The 15,708-nt window shown below is 46.2% G+C and carries 14 protein-coding genes and 1 other annotated feature; all 14 genes read right to left on the minus strand.

The annotated features are described in order from the left end of the window. Positions 1 to 76: 76 nt before the first annotated feature. The 14 genes from fusA to rpmG all read right to left on the minus strand — a co-directional run bounded on the left by fusA (position 77) and on the right by rpmG (position 15,557). Positions 77 to 2,155, minus strand: a complete 2,079-nt coding sequence (gene fusA, locus AMS66_RS02005) for an elongation factor G (protein WP_053779210.1) — start codon at positions 2,153 to 2,155, stop codon at positions 77 to 79. A gap of 47 nt (positions 2,156 to 2,202) precedes the next feature. Beyond that, positions 2,203 to 2,673, minus strand: a complete 471-nt coding sequence (gene rpsG / locus AMS66_RS02010) for a 30S ribosomal protein S7 (RefSeq protein WP_024633590.1) — start codon at positions 2,671 to 2,673, stop codon at positions 2,203 to 2,205. Positions 2,674 to 2,760: 87 nt separating this feature from the next. After that, a complete protein-coding gene (gene rpsL, locus AMS66_RS02015; RefSeq protein ID WP_017692070.1) occupies positions 2,761 to 3,183 on the minus strand; it encodes a 30S ribosomal protein S12 in 423 nt (140 codons plus the stop codon). A gap of 153 nt (positions 3,184 to 3,336) precedes the next feature. Continuing rightward, positions 3,337 to 3,585, minus strand: coding sequence for a ribosomal L7Ae/L30e/S12e/Gadd45 family protein (locus tag AMS66_RS02020; RefSeq protein ID WP_053779211.1), 249 nt, complete (start codon positions 3,583 to 3,585; stop codon positions 3,337 to 3,339). Positions 3,586 to 3,800: 215 nt separating this feature from the next. Then, complete coding sequence (rpoC, locus tag AMS66_RS02025) at positions 3,801 to 7,415, minus strand: DNA-directed RNA polymerase subunit beta' (RefSeq protein ID WP_053779212.1); 3,615 nt, start codon at positions 7,413 to 7,415, stop codon at positions 3,801 to 3,803. 112 nt (positions 7,416 to 7,527) lie between these two features. Continuing rightward, complete coding sequence (gene rpoB, locus AMS66_RS02030; RefSeq protein WP_053779213.1) at positions 7,528 to 11,073, minus strand: DNA-directed RNA polymerase subunit beta; 3,546 nt, start codon at positions 11,071 to 11,073, stop codon at positions 7,528 to 7,530. A gap of 393 nt (positions 11,074 to 11,466) precedes the next feature. After that, on the minus strand, positions 11,467 to 12,084 hold the full coding sequence (locus AMS66_RS02035) for a class I SAM-dependent methyltransferase (protein ID WP_053779214.1): 618 nt from the start codon (positions 12,082 to 12,084) through the stop codon (positions 11,467 to 11,469). 96 nt (positions 12,085 to 12,180) lie between these two features. Next, the gene (rplL, locus tag AMS66_RS02040; protein WP_053779215.1) at positions 12,181 to 12,543 is read right to left on the minus strand and encodes a 50S ribosomal protein L7/L12; all 363 of its coding nucleotides are present in this window, start codon (positions 12,541 to 12,543) and stop codon (positions 12,181 to 12,183) included. 71 nt (positions 12,544 to 12,614) lie between these two features. Further along, positions 12,615 to 13,118 carry a 50S ribosomal protein L10 gene (gene rplJ / locus AMS66_RS02045; RefSeq protein WP_053779216.1) on the minus strand — a complete coding sequence of 168 codons (504 nt, stop codon included), beginning with the start codon at positions 13,116 to 13,118 and terminating at the stop codon, positions 12,615 to 12,617. Between the two features lie 23 nt (positions 13,119 to 13,141). Then, positions 13,142 to 13,289 (minus strand) — a sequence feature (ribosomal protein L10 leader region). A gap of 67 nt (positions 13,290 to 13,356) precedes the next feature. After that, positions 13,357 to 14,049 carry a 50S ribosomal protein L1 gene (gene rplA, locus AMS66_RS02050; RefSeq protein WP_024633597.1) on the minus strand — a complete coding sequence of 231 codons (693 nt, stop codon included), beginning with the start codon at positions 14,047 to 14,049 and terminating at the stop codon, positions 13,357 to 13,359. A gap of 95 nt (positions 14,050 to 14,144) precedes the next feature. Continuing rightward, a complete protein-coding gene (gene rplK / locus AMS66_RS02055; RefSeq protein WP_053779217.1) occupies positions 14,145 to 14,570 on the minus strand; it encodes a 50S ribosomal protein L11 in 426 nt (141 codons plus the stop codon). A gap of 68 nt (positions 14,571 to 14,638) precedes the next feature. After that, a complete protein-coding gene (gene nusG, locus AMS66_RS02060; RefSeq protein WP_053779218.1) occupies positions 14,639 to 15,172 on the minus strand; it encodes a transcription termination/antitermination protein NusG in 534 nt (177 codons plus the stop codon). 22 nt (positions 15,173 to 15,194) lie between these two features. Further along, complete coding sequence (secE, locus tag AMS66_RS02065) at positions 15,195 to 15,386, minus strand: preprotein translocase subunit SecE (protein WP_053779219.1); 192 nt, start codon at positions 15,384 to 15,386, stop codon at positions 15,195 to 15,197. 21 nt (positions 15,387 to 15,407) lie between these two features. Beyond that, entirely contained in the window at positions 15,408 to 15,557 is a 150-nt protein-coding gene (rpmG, locus tag AMS66_RS31480; RefSeq protein WP_072735843.1) for a 50S ribosomal protein L33, read from the minus strand. Between the last annotated feature and the right edge of the window lie 151 nt (positions 15,558 to 15,708).

Raw genomic sequence — 15,708 nt, forward strand, 5'->3', positions numbered from 1 at the left:
TTATAATTTTATGTTTTCACTAAATGAAGTGCAAAGAATACATGACTCTTATGCACTTTCATTCAATGAGAGAAAACTACTCGGTTCCTTTTGTTTTGGCAACAATCTCTTCAGCGATGCTCTTAGGAACTTCTTCATAGTGAGAAAGCTCCATGGAGAATACGCCGCGTCCTTGTGTACCGGAACGAAGAGTTGTAGAGTATCCGAACATTTCAGACAAAGGTACTTTAGCACGGATGATTTGGGCTCCACTACGGGAATCCATACCTTCGATGCGGCCACGACGGGAGTTAAGCATACCCATAACGTCACCCATATACTCTTCTGGAACGGTTACTTCTACTTTCATGATTGGCTCAAGCAGAACCGGCTTACATTTGTCTTTCGCAGCTTTCAGCGCCATCGATCCGGCAATTTTAAATGCCATCTCGTTGGAATCGACATCATGGTAAGATCCGTCTACGATTGTAGCCTTAACGTCAACAAGCGGGAAGCCTGCGATAACGCCGTTTTTCATTTGCTCTTCGATACCTGCAAGAGCTGGTTGAATGTATTCTCTTGGAACAGAACCACCGACAACCTTACTTTCGAACTGGCTGCCTGTACCTGCCTCGAGAGGTTCGAACTCAACCCATACGTGACCGTATTGACCACGACCACCGGATTGACGAACGAATTTACCTTCAACGCGCGCTGGTGCACGGAAAGTTTCACGGTAAGCTACTTGTGGTTTACCCACAGTAGTTTCAACCTTGAACTCACGACGCATACGGTCAATGATGATATCAAGGTGAAGTTCACCCATACCTGCCAAGATCGTTTGGCCTGTTTCTTCATCAGTATGAGCACGAAGAGTAGGATCCTCTTCAGTCAACTTACCGAGAGCAACACCCATCTTATCTTGGTCAGCTTTGGTTTTAGGTTCAACGGCGATTTCGATAACCGGATCAGGGAAGTTCATTGACTCCAGGATAACCGGATTTTTCTCATCACACAGTGTATCACCTGTACCCGTATCTTTCAAACCTACAGCAGCTGCAATGTCACCGGAGTAAACTTCAGTGATCTCTTGACGGCTGTTAGCATGCATTTGAAGGATACGACCGATACGCTCACGTTTGCCTTTAGTGGCATTCAATACATAAGAACCGGATTGAAGAACACCGGAGTATACGCGGAAGAATGTCAATTTACCAACGTAAGGGTCAGTCATGATTTTGAAGGCCAATGCGGAGAAAGGCTCTTCATCGGATGACTTACGAATTGCTTCAGTTCCATCTTCAAGATGACCAGTGATAGATGCAACGTCTGTTGGAGCCGGCAAGTAGTCGATAACAGCATCCAACATCAGTTGAACACCTTTGTTACGATACGAGGATCCACAGATAACCGGGAAGATCTTAACATCAACAACACCTTTACGGAGGGCAGCTTTGATCTCATCAATAGTGATTTCTTCGCCTTCCAGGTATTTCATTGTCAAGTCTTCGTCGAGTTCTGCAACACGCTCAACCAATTCATTACGGAGTTCTGCAACTTGATCAGCAAATTCCGCAGGAATTTCGGTTTCTTCGATATCTTGTCCCAGGTCATCTTTGTACATATGAGCCTTTTGTGCAACGATATCAATGATACCTTTGAAATCATTTTCAGCACCGATTGGAAGTTGAATCGCAACTGCGTTCGCTTGAAGGCGATCACGCATGTCAGAGACAACGTTCAGGAAGTCAGCACCGATGATATCCATTTTGTTTACATAAGCGATACGAGGTACGCCGTACTTATCAGCCTGTCTCCATACGGTTTCGGACTGAGGCTCAACGCCTTCTTTCGCACTGAATACACCAACTGCTCCGTCCAATACACGAAGGGAACGTTCAACTTCAACAGTGAAGTCAACGTGTCCCGGGGTATCAATGATGTTAACGCGGTGGCCTTTCCAAGCAGCGGTAGTCGCAGCGGAAGTAATTGTAATTCCGCGCTCCTGTTCCTGTTCCATCCAGTCCATTGTCGCAGCGCCTTCGTGTACTTCACCGATTTTGTGCGTACGTCCTGTGTAGAACAAGATCCGCTCAGTTGTCGTGGTTTTACCCGCATCAATATGAGCCATGATCCCGATATTACGTGTATTTTTCAAGGAGAACTCTCTTGCCATGAAATGGGTCTCCCTTCAAAATTGAAGTTATTATTGTGAACCGAATCCTACCAACGGTAGTGAGCAAACGCTTTGTTCGCTTCAGCCATTTTGTGCGTATCTTCACGTTTTTTAACGGAAGCGCCTGTGTTGTTGGAAGCGTCGATGATCTCAGCCGCCAAACGCTCTTCCATTGTTTTCTCACCGCGGTTGCGGGAGTAGTTCACGAGCCAACGTAATCCCAAAGCAGTACGTCTCTCTGGTTTTACCTCGATTGGTACTTGGTAGTTGGCACCGCCGACACGGCGAGCTTTAACTTCCAGGACTGGCATGATATTCTTGATTGCTGCTTCAAATACTTCCATAGGGTCATTACCCGTACGTTCTTGAATCAACTTAAACGCATTATACAGAATGCTTTGAGCAACACCGCGTTTTCCGTCGAGCATGATGCGGTTGATCAAACGAGTAACCAGCTTGCTGCTGTATACCGGATCTGGCAACACGTCTCTTTTCGTAACTGGACCTTTGCGTGGCATGGATATCCCCCTTTCTTTCTTCATGAGCACATCCTACACCTCCTGGGATTAACCCAGAAGATATTCAGGACTGCTACTTATAATATTTTAGGCTTTTTTAGCTTTTGGACGTTTAGCACCGTATTTCGAACGAGCTTGCATACGGTTGTTCACGCCTGCAGTATCAAGAGCTCCGCGAACGATGTGATAACGAACCCCTGCAAGGTCTTTAACTTTACCTCCACGGATCAACACAACACTGTGCTCTTGAAGGTTATGTCCGATACCCGGGATATAAGCAGTTACCTCGAGACGGTTCGTCAAACGAACACGGGCATACTTACGAAGTGCAGAGTTTGGTTTACGTGGAGTCATTGTACCTACACGAGTGCAGACACCACGTTTTTGTGGGGCACTGATGTTAGTTGATTCACGTTTCAAAGCATTGAACCCTTTTTGCAAAGCTGGTGATTTGGACTTTTCAACTTTAGCTTGACGTCCTTTACGTACCAGTTGGTTAATAGTTGGCATGTGATTGCCACCCCCTTCCTCAATTTTTCATGTTTCTTTATAAACCCTCTTACGCTAAGTCCACAGACCCAGGCGGTTCATAAAAAGACAAATGAAAAGTTTTTGCCTTGGAGAATCCCTAAAAGTTCTCGGACAAAAACGTTCCTTACCGTATCATTTTACGACAGCAGCCATTGCTGCTCCCACTCCAATCCCGCAAGCTTTGCCGAGATTTTTCATTGTGTCCACTTTCGTGCACTTCACATTGTGTTGTTCACACAAAGCAATGATTTTGGAAGTAAGCTGCGGATCACAATCTTCAGCCACATAAACTTCAGAAGCCATACCTGCCTGAACCATCCGCGTGGTCTGTTTGGTACCTATTTTGACATGAGCATCTTGCAGACCTTTTTCATTAGACATTGTTCATTCCTCCGAATAGGACCAAATACAATCAGCTACTCACGCACCTTTGATATATTAGCATCTAGCGTAAGCAATGTCAATGCTAATCCTAAAACATTTTATATAAAGTTTTGCCTCGCCGGGAAACGTCCTTCTGTATGAAACAGCCGTCGCCTCCCGGCGTACAAAACCTTAGTTCACCCTTATAATAAGGACGAATCTAGTTAAATATCTTAATCAACCGAAACTGGCTCAAGTTCTTCTACCGAAGATTGGCCATCTTCCGGCTCAGCAAATTTGATGCTGCGGTAACGGTGCATACCTGTACCTGCAGGAATCAGTTTACCGATGATTACATTCTCTTTCAGACCGAGCAACTGATCGACTTTACCTTTGATTGCTGCATCTGTCAGTACACGTGTAGTCTCTTGGAACGAAGCCGCCGAGAGGAAGGAGTCTGTTTCCAGGGATGCTTTCGTAATACCGAGCAAGATTGGTTTCGCAACCGCTGGCTCTTTATCACTCAGAATCGCTGTCTTGTTAGCTCTTTCGTACTCATGCGTATCCACGAACGATCCTGGCAACAATGTAGTGTCCCCTGCATCGACGATACGGATTTTACGCAACATTTGACGGATCATAACTTCAACGTGTTTGTCATTGATTTCTACGCCTTGGTTACGGTATACGCGTTGTACTTCCTGCAAAATGTAGTTCTGTACGCCACGTACGCCTTTAATGCGCAGCATTTCTTTTGGATCGATAGAACCATCTGTCAACTCGTCGCCTGCTTCAATTTCCATGCCTTCGCTAACGCGTACACGGGAACCGTAGGTAACAGAGTAAACTTTGGATTCTGCTTCACCTTGAATTTCAATTTCGCGACGATCTTTCGCTTCGCGAATTTCTTTAACAACACCGTCGATCTCACTGATTGTTGCTTGACCCTTAGGATTACGAGCCTCAAACAACTCCTGGATACGCGGCAAACCTTGCGTAATATCGTCTCCGGCTACACCACCGGTGTGGAATGTACGCATTGTCAACTGTGTTCCTGGCTCACCAATGGATTGCGCTGCGATAATACCAACTGCTTCACCGATCTCCACGTGTTTACCAGTCGCCAAGTTGCGACCATAACACTTCTTGCAGACACCGTGACGCGCACGGCAGCTAAGTACGGAGCGAATTTGTAGTTTGGTTACGCCAGCTTTGATGATTGCCTCTGCTTTATCAGAGTCAATCAGTTCATTACGGTGTGCAATAATTTCTTTTGTTTCCGGATGACGAACAGTCTCGAAGCAGTATCTGCCTTCAATACGGTCGTAGAGATCCTCAATAACCTCTTTACCATCCTGGATACGGCTTACCGTAAAGCCTTTATCTGTACCACAATCATCTTCACGCACGATCACGTCTTGTGCCACGTCTACGAGACGACGAGTCAGGTAACCTGAATCCGCTGTACGCAGGGCCGTATCGGCCAAACCTTTACGGGCACCGTGAGTCGAGATAAAGTATTCGAGTACCGTCAGACCTTCACGGAAGTTCGATTTGATTGGGAGTTCAATGATTCGACCGGATGGGTTGGCCATCAGACCACGCATACCGCCCAATTGGGTGATCTGCGATTTGTTACCCCGTGCTTTGGAGTCAACCATCATCATGATGGAGTTGTAGCGATCCATCGATTTCATCAGAATCTCGGTGATATCATCTTTCGATTTCGACCAGATATCGATGATGCGGTCATAGCGCTCTTCGTTCGTAATCAGACCACGACGGTACTGATTCGTAACGATTTGTGCTTTTTCCTCAGACTGTCTAAGAATTTCAAATTTCTCAGGTGGAACGATAACATCAGACACCGCTACAGTGATACCAGCACGAGTCGAGTATGTGAATCCAAGTTGTTTGATTTTATCCAAAATAACGGCTGTTTCCGTTGTGTGATAAATTTCAAAACAACGTGCGATGATAGAACCGAGATATTCTTTGCCGACGCCACCAGCCAAAGGAGCATTCATGATCGCTTCTCTAAGGTCAGCACCCTTCTCATAAACAAATGAATGCTCAGCGGTACCCTGGTAGAGGTTCGCACGAGTTGCATCATTGATGTAAGGGAAGCTTGCCGGGAAGATTTCATTAAAGATGATTTTGCCGACAGTAGTCAGCATCATTGCATCTTGTTGCTCATCGGTAAAGATTGTTTTGCCAAGTGCTCTAACCGGAATCGCTACACGTGCATGCAAACCTGCAGTACCACGTTGGTACGCGGATACAGCTTCGTTAACCGTACGCAAGATCATGCCCGTTCCCTTTTCTTCCTTGTTGTCCATGGTCAGGTAGTAAGAACCAAGAACCATATCCTGGGAAGGGGTAACAACCGGTTTACCGTCTTTCGGGTTCAAAATGTTACCTGATGCAAGCATCAAAATACGTGCTTCCGCTTGAGCTTCAGCAGACAATGGAACGTGCACGGCCATTTGGTCACCGTCAAAGTCGGCATTGTACGCCGTACATACGAGCGGGTGAAGACGAATCGCTTTACCTTCAACGAGAATCGGTTCAAATGCTTGAATACCGAGACGGTGAAGCGTAGGGGCACGGTTCAGAAGAACCGGGTGCTCCTTGATTACTTCTTCAAGAACATCCCATACTTCAGGACTTACGCGCTCAACCTTACGTTTAGCGCTCTTGATGTTGTGGGCAAGCCCTTTATTTACAAGCTCTTTCATCACGAAAGGCTTGAACAGTTCAAGCGCCATATCTTTAGGCAGACCACACTGATACATTTTCAGATAAGGTCCAACTACGATAACGGAACGACCAGAATAGTCAACCCGTTTACCGAGCAAGTTCTGACGGAAACGTCCCTGTTTACCTTTCAGCATATGGCTGAGAGATTTCAATGGACGGTTACCAGGACCCGTTACAGGGCGTCCACGACGGCCGTTGTCGATTAATGCGTCAACAGCTTCCTGCAGCATCCGTTTTTCATTTTGCACGATAATGTCTGGCGCGCCCAAATCAAGCAAACGTTTCAGACGGTTATTCCGGTTGATTACACGGCGATACAGGTCATTCAGGTCAGACGTTGCAAAACGTCCACCATCCAGTTGTACCATCGGACGAAGTTCCGGCGGGATAACTGGAAGTACATCCATGATCATCCACTCAGGTTTATTACCCGAGTTGCGGAATGCTTCGATTACTTCCAGACGTTTGATTGCACGGTTACGACGTTGTCCTTGTGCAGTGCGGAGCTCTTCCTTAAGGAATTCAAGCTCTTTGTCTATATCAAGGTCTTGAAGCAATTTCTTAACTGCTTCTGCACCCATGCCAGCCTGGAACCCATATCCGTATTTCTCACGGTAGCTGCGGTATTCCTTCTCGGACAACAGCTGTTTTTTCTCCAGTGGAGTTTCTCCTGGATCAGTTACTACATATGATGCAAAATAAATAATCTCCTCGAGAGATCTTGGAGACATATCCAAAGCGAGACCCATGCGGCTCGGAATACCTTTGAAGTACCAGATATGCGATACCGGAGCAGCGAGCTCAATATGGCCCATCCGTTCGCGGCGTACTTTCGCACGTGTGACTTCAACGCCACAGCGATCACAGACAACGCCTTTATAACGGACGCGTTTGTATTTACCGCAATGACATTCCCAGTCTTTTGTAGGGCCAAAAATCTTTTCGCAGAACAGCCCTTCTTTTTCCGGTTTCAACGTACGATAGTTGATCGTTTCCGGTTTTTTCACTTCTCCGCGGGACCAAGAACGAATTTTTTCTGGGGAAGCAAGCCCGATCTTCATGTATTCGAAATTGTTGACGTCCAACAAGGAGCAACCCTCCTTAACCAAGTCCTGTATTCTAGGTTACGCCCCCTCCGGCCGAAGCCGGAGCAAGACGCGAGCCTGATGAAAAACGCCGGTCATCATGCGCCCGAAGCGGTTACTCCGCTCCGACCTCTGTACCCTCAAGGTTGAGGCTGAGCTTATCGCTCGCAGCGTCATCTTCATCGTCCATTTCTTTCATTTCAATCTCTTGCTCATCTTCGCTCAAAATCTTAACGTCCATACCCAAGCTTTGCAGCTCTTTGATCAATACTTTGAATGACTCAGGAACACCTGGTTCCGGAACATTCTCGCCTTTGACGATGGACTCATATGTTTTCACCCGACCTACAACATCATCGGACTTAACAGTCAAGATCTCTTGCAGTGTATAGGCCGCACCATAAGCCTCAAGCGCCCATACTTCCATCTCCCCGAAACGTTGTCCACCGAACTGGGCTTTACCACCCAGAGGCTGTTGCGTAACGAGTGAGTAAGGACCTGTGGAACGAGCATGAATTTTATCGTCAACCATGTGCGCCAGCTTGATCATATGCATGACGCCAACAGTAACTTCACGTTCAAACTCTTCTCCAGTACGACCGTCGTACAGAACGGTTTTACCATTTCGCTGCATACCTGCTTCTTCCATCGTATCGAAGACGTCATACTCCTTCGCTCCATCGAATACAGGAGTAGCTACGTGAATACCGAGCTGCATGGCTGCCATACCCAAGTGAACTTCAAGCACTTGACCGATGTTCATCCGGGAAGGTACGCCCAGCGGGTTAAGAACGATTTGAACTGGTGTACCGTCCGGCAGGAAAGGCATATCTTCTTCCGGCAGGATACGGGCCACGACCCCTTTGTTACCGTGACGTCCGGCCATTTTATCACCCTCGGAAATTTTCCGTTTTTGAGCGATATAGACACGAACGAGTTGGTTAACACCTGGAGGCAGTTCATCACCGTTTTCACGGGTGAAGACTTTTACATCAACTACGATACCGTCAGTACCGTGAGGTACACGCAAGGAAGTATCACGCACTTCGCGTGCTTTCTCACCAAAGATCGCATGCAGGAGACGTTCTTCTGCAGTCAGTTCTGTTACACCTTTTGGTGTTACTTTACCAACCAGAATGTCACCGGCACTGATTTCCGCACCGATACGGATAATACCGCGCTCATCCAGATTACGCAGCGCTTCTTCCCCAACGTTAGGGATATCACGCGTGATCTCTTCAGGTCCGAGCTTAGTATCACGTGCTTCAGACTCATACTCCTCGATATGGATAGATGTGTAGACATCTTCCTTCACGAGTTTTTCGCTGAGCAGGATCGCATCCTCGTAGTTGTAACCTTCCCAAGTCATGAAGGCAACAACGACGTTACGTCCCAGTGCCAATTCACCCATTTCCGTCGAAGGACCGTCTGCAAGGATGTCGCCAGCTTTGACAACAGCACCTCTTTTGACAATCGGACGTTGGTTAATGCATGTTCCTTGGTTCGAACGCATAAATTTGTGTAATTTATATTTAACGATATCGCCTTTGACTTCTTGACCATCGACTTCTTCAATACGACGCAACCAAATCTCATTCGCAGAAGAACGTTCAATAATCCCGTCATATTTGGAGACAATACATACACCGGAATCTTTCGCGGCTTTATGTTCCATACCTGTACCAACAAGCGGTGCTTTTGGAATCAAGAGTGGAACGGCCTGCCGCTGCATGTTCGATCCCATGAGCGCACGGTTGGAGTCATCGTTCTCAAGGAACGGGATGAGCGCCGTAGCGACGGATACAACTTGTTTAGGAGATACGTCCATGTAGTCAACGCGCTCACTCGGCATCGTAAGGATGTTATCCGACTGCTTGTTGTAACGTACAATGATCGCTTCTTCTTCAAATGTACTATCTTCATTCAGCTTCGCATTCGCTTGAGCGATTACATAGTTGTCCTCTTCGTCTGCTGTCAGGTAATCGATTTGCTTGGTTACGACACCAGTCTTAGGATCTACCCAGCGATAAGGAGCTTCAATGAAACCATATTCGTTCACACGGGCAAATGTCGACAAGGAGTTGATCAAACCAATGTTTGGTCCCTCTGGTGTCTCGATTGGACACATCCGGCCATAGTGGGATGGATGCACGTCACGGACTTCCATGCCGGCACGCTCACGCGTCAAACCACCTGGTCCGAGAGCGGACAGACGGCGTTTATGCGTCAACTCACCCAGCGGGTTCGTTTGATCCATAAACTGTGACAATTGGGAGCTACCGAAGAACTCTTTAATGGATGCAATAACAGGACGTATGTTAATCAAAGCCTGAGGCGTAATTACGTTAGCATCTTGAATGGACATTCTCTCACGAACCACACGTTCCATACGGGATAAACCGATACGGAATTGGTTTTGCAAGAGTTCACCAACCGAGCGGAGACGACGGTTACCCAGATGATCGATATCATCCGTGCTTCCGATGCCATGCAGAAGGTTAATGAAGTAACTGATAGAGGAAATGATGTCAGCCGGTGTAACGTTCTTCACTGATTTATCAATGTTTGCATTGGCAATCAGTTTAACGACCTTACCATCCTCAATTGGTGAAAAGACATCAATCGTTTGCATCGGGATATCATTGGCATCCAAAACGCCGTTAGCCACGTGATATGTCCGGAAACCAACGCTCTTCTCCAACTGCGACATGATTTCATCCAACAGACGACGGTCTATCATTTGACCTGCTTCGGCAATGATTTCACCGGTTTCGGTATCCACAAGAGACTCAGCCAAACGTTGGTTGAACAAACGGTTCTTAATGTGAAGCTTTTTGTTGATTTTGTAACGACCCACATTAGCGAGGTCATAACGTTTTGGATCAAAGAAACGAGCGACGAGCAAGCTTTTCGCGTTATCAAGCGTTGGCGGCTCGCCTGGACGAAGACGCTCATAAATCTCAATCAGCGCTTTCTCCGTAGAATCGGTATTGTCTTTGTCCAGCGTGTTGCGGATATATTCGTCATTACCGAGCAGATCCAGAATCTCAGCGTCTGTGCCAAAACCAAGTGCACGCAGGAGAACCGTCACCGGTATTTTACGTGTGCGGTCGATCCGGACGTAAACAACATCCTTCGCGTCCATCTCCAGTTCGAGCCAAGCGCCGCGGTTAGGAATAACTGTAGCGGTATACGTTTTTTTGGCGTTTTTATCTACTTTGGTACTGAAGTAAACGCTAGGAGAGCGAACCAACTGGCTGACAATAACCCGTTCCGCACCATTAATAATAAATGTGCCGGTGTCGGTCATCAGCGGGAAATCTCCCATGAATACTTCCTGCTCTTTGACTTCGCCGGTTTCCTTATTAATGAGCCGGACTTTGACCCGAAGCGGTGCTGCATAAGTAACGTCACGCTCTTTCGCGTCGTCTACTGTATACTTCGGTTCACCGAGACTGTAGTCGATAAATTCCAAAATCAAGTTACCTGTAAAATCCTGGATCGGCGAGATATCCTGGAACATTTCGCGCAACCCTACCTCCAAAAACCAATCGTAAGATTTTTGTTGGATTTCAATCAGGTTCGGAACTTCGAGTATCTCGTTAATTCGTGCATAACTGCGCCGAGTGCGTCGACCATATTGAACAAGATGTCCTGCCAACTTAAACTCACCCCTCAATGTCTACTCACTTTAAAAATTTCGTTGCGAACCTCTGTTTGTAACCTTATAATGGTACACATACAGAGCAAAGCAATGCATCCACAAATAAAGAAAAGCCCTTACTCGAATGTCGTTCGAAAAAAGAGCAACTTTGATCGGCGGATGTCTTTCCAAATCATACTTATCCCCAGTTTGCCCAAAATGTACATATTATACGCCAAACGTAGGCATAATAAGCCCGTTCGGCGTAAAAAAAGGTTGACATTTTTAGTTAGCTAAAGCCAAGTAGGGCATCTTAATACTGACATTTCACAATAATACCACGACCTGAATTTCAAGTCAATAGTCCTATTGCAAAAAAAATGCTCCCCTGCTTACTTTACAAATCAGGATTTAGTCTAAAGGCGTTTCTTCCATTTTTACCGCTTTGAAAATTCGGTAGCCTTTATCCTTCGTTACTTCCTCCACTCGTCCAAAGAGAGATTCCAGCTTCGCTTTCGCCGAAGGCGCTCCCTGCTTTTTCTGAATGACAATCCATAACGCTCCGCCCACCTTCAAATGACGATGTGCCTGTTCAAAGATCGTATGCACGGTTTCCTTACCCGCACGGATCGGAGGATTGGTTAGAACCGCGTCAAAGTCTTCCTTTTTAACTTCAGCCAGAAGATTGCTTTGCATAACGGTTACATTCGTTATGCCATTCGCTTTTGCATTTTCCCTGGAAAGCTCAACTGCTCTCTCATTGATATCGATCATGGTGACATGTCCATCCGGTACAAGTTTAGCTGCTGTAAGACCAATTGGCCCATACCCGCAACCCACATCCAGTACATGAGCTCCAGCAGGCAACTCTATAGCATCAATCAGCACTCTGCTGCCGTAATCGATTCCGTTTTTGGAAAATACCCCTGCATCCGTAACGAGTCGTAATTTCCATCCGCGTAGCTCCGCTTCTGTAGCCCGTCTGTCATGTGCCACCTGCGGTTTGTCCGAATAATAATGATTGGACATGTCCTCACTCACTTTCCATTTACAATTACAGCAACAAACCCCTTGATATAAGTCAAGGGGTTTGTTGTTTTGTTCATTTAGCTAATGAAAGCCAAATTATTTAACTTCGATTGTAGCGCCTGCTTCTTCAAGCTTAGCTTTAACCGTTTCTGCTTCTTCTTTGCTAACTTTTTCTTTCAATGCTTTTGGAGCATTGTCAACTACTTCTTTTGCTTCTTTCAGGCCAAGACCTGTGATTTCGCGAACTGCTTTGATAACGTTGATTTTGGAAGCACCAGCGCTAGTCAAGATTACGTCGAACTCGGATTGCTCAGCTTCTGCAGCAGCAGCGCCTGCACCTGCAGCAGCTACTGGAGCTGCAGCAGTTACGCCGAATTCTTCTTCGATTGCTTTAACGAGATCGTTCAGTTCCAGTACAGTCATGCCTTTGATTGCTTCCAAGATTTGCTCTTTACTCATGATTGAACCTCCATATATAATATTATTTTTTTTATTTCATCACTGCCTAAGCAGCATTTAGATCAAGTTGCTTACGCGCCTTGTTCTTCTTTTTCTGCAACTGCTTTAACCGCAAGCGCGAAGTTGCGCACTGGCGCTTGAAGCACGCTGAGGAGCATGGAGAGGAGACCTTCGCGGGATGGCAATTCTGCCAATGCTTTGACTTCTTCTACTCCAATTACGCGACCTTCTACAACTGCACCTTTCAATTCCAGTGCATCGTTCTTTTTCGCGAAGTCGTTCAGAATTTTGGCTGGAGCCACAACGTCGTCTACGCTGAATGCAATTGCACTAGGACCTGTCAGTACTTCATTAAGTTCTGTCAGTTCTGCTGCAGCTGCTGCGCGGCGAAGCAACGAGTTTTTCAGCACTTGGAATTCGATTCCGGCTTCACGAAGCTGCTTACGCAGCTCAGTTACTTGGGCAACGTTCAATCCGCGATAGTCAACAACAACGGTCGTAGCGCTCTCGCGCAATTTTGCTGTTACTACATCAACGGACTCTTGTTTTGCTTGAATCACTTTTGCGTTTGCCAAACTGTACACCTCCTGATCAAATTTATCCCATTAAGAAAAGCCTCCGTAGAATCACGAAGGCTTGATATATACTCATAACCGATTTGCATCGTTCTAAGTTCTATAATCACACCTCGGCAGGAAATTAAGCCAAATGGCACCTACTGTCTACGGCAAGCATATTCAAATGTCAACGGTCAGCCACTCGGACTCACAACTTTTATAGATTATCAGAACAGGACAAGCCTGTCAAGTGATATTATCTAAAAGATGCTGCGTTCACGCGTGCGCCAGGGCCCATCGTGGAAGAAAGACTTACATTCTTCAGATAAACACCTTTTGCTGCCGCCGGTTTAGCACGAGTCAAAGCATCCATGAGAGCTTTAAGGTTCTCATTCAGTTGCTCTGCAGAGAAAGAAGCTTTACCGATCGGTGCATGAATTTGACCTGCACGATCCAGACGATATTCGATTTTACCGGCTTTAATTTCTTGAACAGCCTTGGATACATCGAAAGTTACCGTTCCGGCTTTAGGGTTAGGCATCAGGCCTTTACCGCCGAGCAGACGGCCCAATTTACCTACTTCACTCATCATATCCGGTGTCGCTACGCAGACGTCGAATTCGAACCAGCCTTGTTGAATTTTGTTGATCATGTCTGCATCACCAACATAATCCGCGCCAGCCGCTTCCGCTTCTTTCGCTTTGTCACCTTTTGCAAATACCAATACGCGTTGTGTTTTACCTGTGCCGTGTGGCAAGACAACAACACCACGTACAGCCTGGTCTTGTTTACGCGGGTCTACGCCCAAGCGTACTGCCGCTTCGATAGTTTCATCGAATTTTGCAGTGGCTGCCTTCTTCACAAGCTCTACAGCTTCAGAAGGCTCGTATGTTGCTTCGCTGTCAATCAGCTTAGCAGCTTCCAGGTATTTTTTACCGTGTTTAGCCATGTTATATTCCTCCTTTGTGGTGTTAGCGGATATACCTCCCACATCAACCGGCCGCGAATCGGCCGGCTTTACGAAGCCATGTTTCAGATGAAAAATTAGTCTTCGATGGTGATACCCATGCTGCGGGCAGTACCTTCGACCATACGCATTGCGGACTCAACGTTCGCTGCATTCAGGTCAGGCATTTTTTGTTCCGCGATTTGACGTACCGCATCACGTTTAACGGTAGCGACTTTTTTCTTGTTCGGTTCGCCAGATCCTTTTTCTACTTTAGCTGCCACTTTCAACAGAACTGCTGCTGGTGGAGTTTTAGTAATGAAAGTAAAGGAACGGTCTTCGAATACTGTGATTTCAACAGGAATAATCAATCCCGCTTGATCGGCTGTACGAGCGTTGAATTCTTTACAGAATGCCATGATGTTGACACCTGCTTGACCCAAAGCTGGACCTACCGGAGGCGCTGGATTCGCTTTACCTGCTGGAATTTGCAGTTTTACCATTTTGATTACCTTTTTTGCCATGATTGACACCTCCTTGCAAAATAGTGGTTAACGGGCCTCTCAGCCCTCCCACAAGAAACTTGAAGAAACTATATCTTCTCCACTTGCGTGTATTCCAACTCAAGCGGTGTTTCCCGTCCAAACATGTTCACGTGCACTTTCAACTTGCTTTTGTCTACCAAAATTTCTTCCACGGAGCCCACAAAATTCGCAAAAGGACCAACTTTAATACGTACGGATTCCTTAATATCGAATTCAATTTTAGGCTTAGGCTCAACCATGCCCATATGCTTCAGAATTTGTTCCACTTCTTCAGGCAGCAAGGCTGTTGGTTTGGACCCGGAACCTGTCGAACCGACAAATCCCGTAACACCTGGTGTGTTGCGAACAACATACCAAGAGTCATCCGTCTGGACCATTTCGACCAAGACATAACCGGGGTAAACTTTACGCATAACGATTTTTTTCTTACCGTCTTTGTTTACCACTTCTTCTTCCATAGGAACAAGAACGCGGAAAATCTTGTCTTCCATGCCCATGGACTCTACGCGTTTTTCCAAATTGGCTTTGACCTTATTCTCATACCCTGAATAGGTATGAACGACGTACCATCTTTTTTCCATATCAAGCCACCTGGGACCCTTCTTAAATAATCGCTTCGATCACAGCGGAGATGCCGATATCAATGACCCAAAAAAACAGCGTCATAACCACAACAGTACCAAGAACGATCAATGTGTAGTTGGTCAGCTCTTTACGATTAGGCCAGCGAACTTTTTTAAGTTCAGCCCAGCTTTCAGAGAAAAAGGAAATCAGAGATTTGAAACTACGTTTCACGCCGACTACACCTCCAAAAAACTATCTGGTTTCGCGATGAGAAGTCTGCTCGTTACAAAACTTGCAAAATTTCTTCATCTCCATGCGGTCGGGGTGATTACGCTTGTTTTTCGTCGTAGTGTAATTTCTTTGTTTGCAGTTCGTACAAGCCAAAGTAATAATTACCCGCATGATGTACACCTCCCGAAGACTTCCACATTGAAGCGGAGTCTCTAAATTAATCCTAAAAAAAAGCCGCGAATTTAGGCCTACCTAAAACACTTTATCATATGGGTATAACCCTGTCAATGAAAGAATAACCTTTCATCATTGGGTAAAAGTT

It is taken from the genome of Paenibacillus xylanivorans (assembly GCF_001280595.1).
Lineage (GTDB): Bacteria > Bacillota > Bacilli > Paenibacillales > Paenibacillaceae > Paenibacillus > Paenibacillus xylanivorans.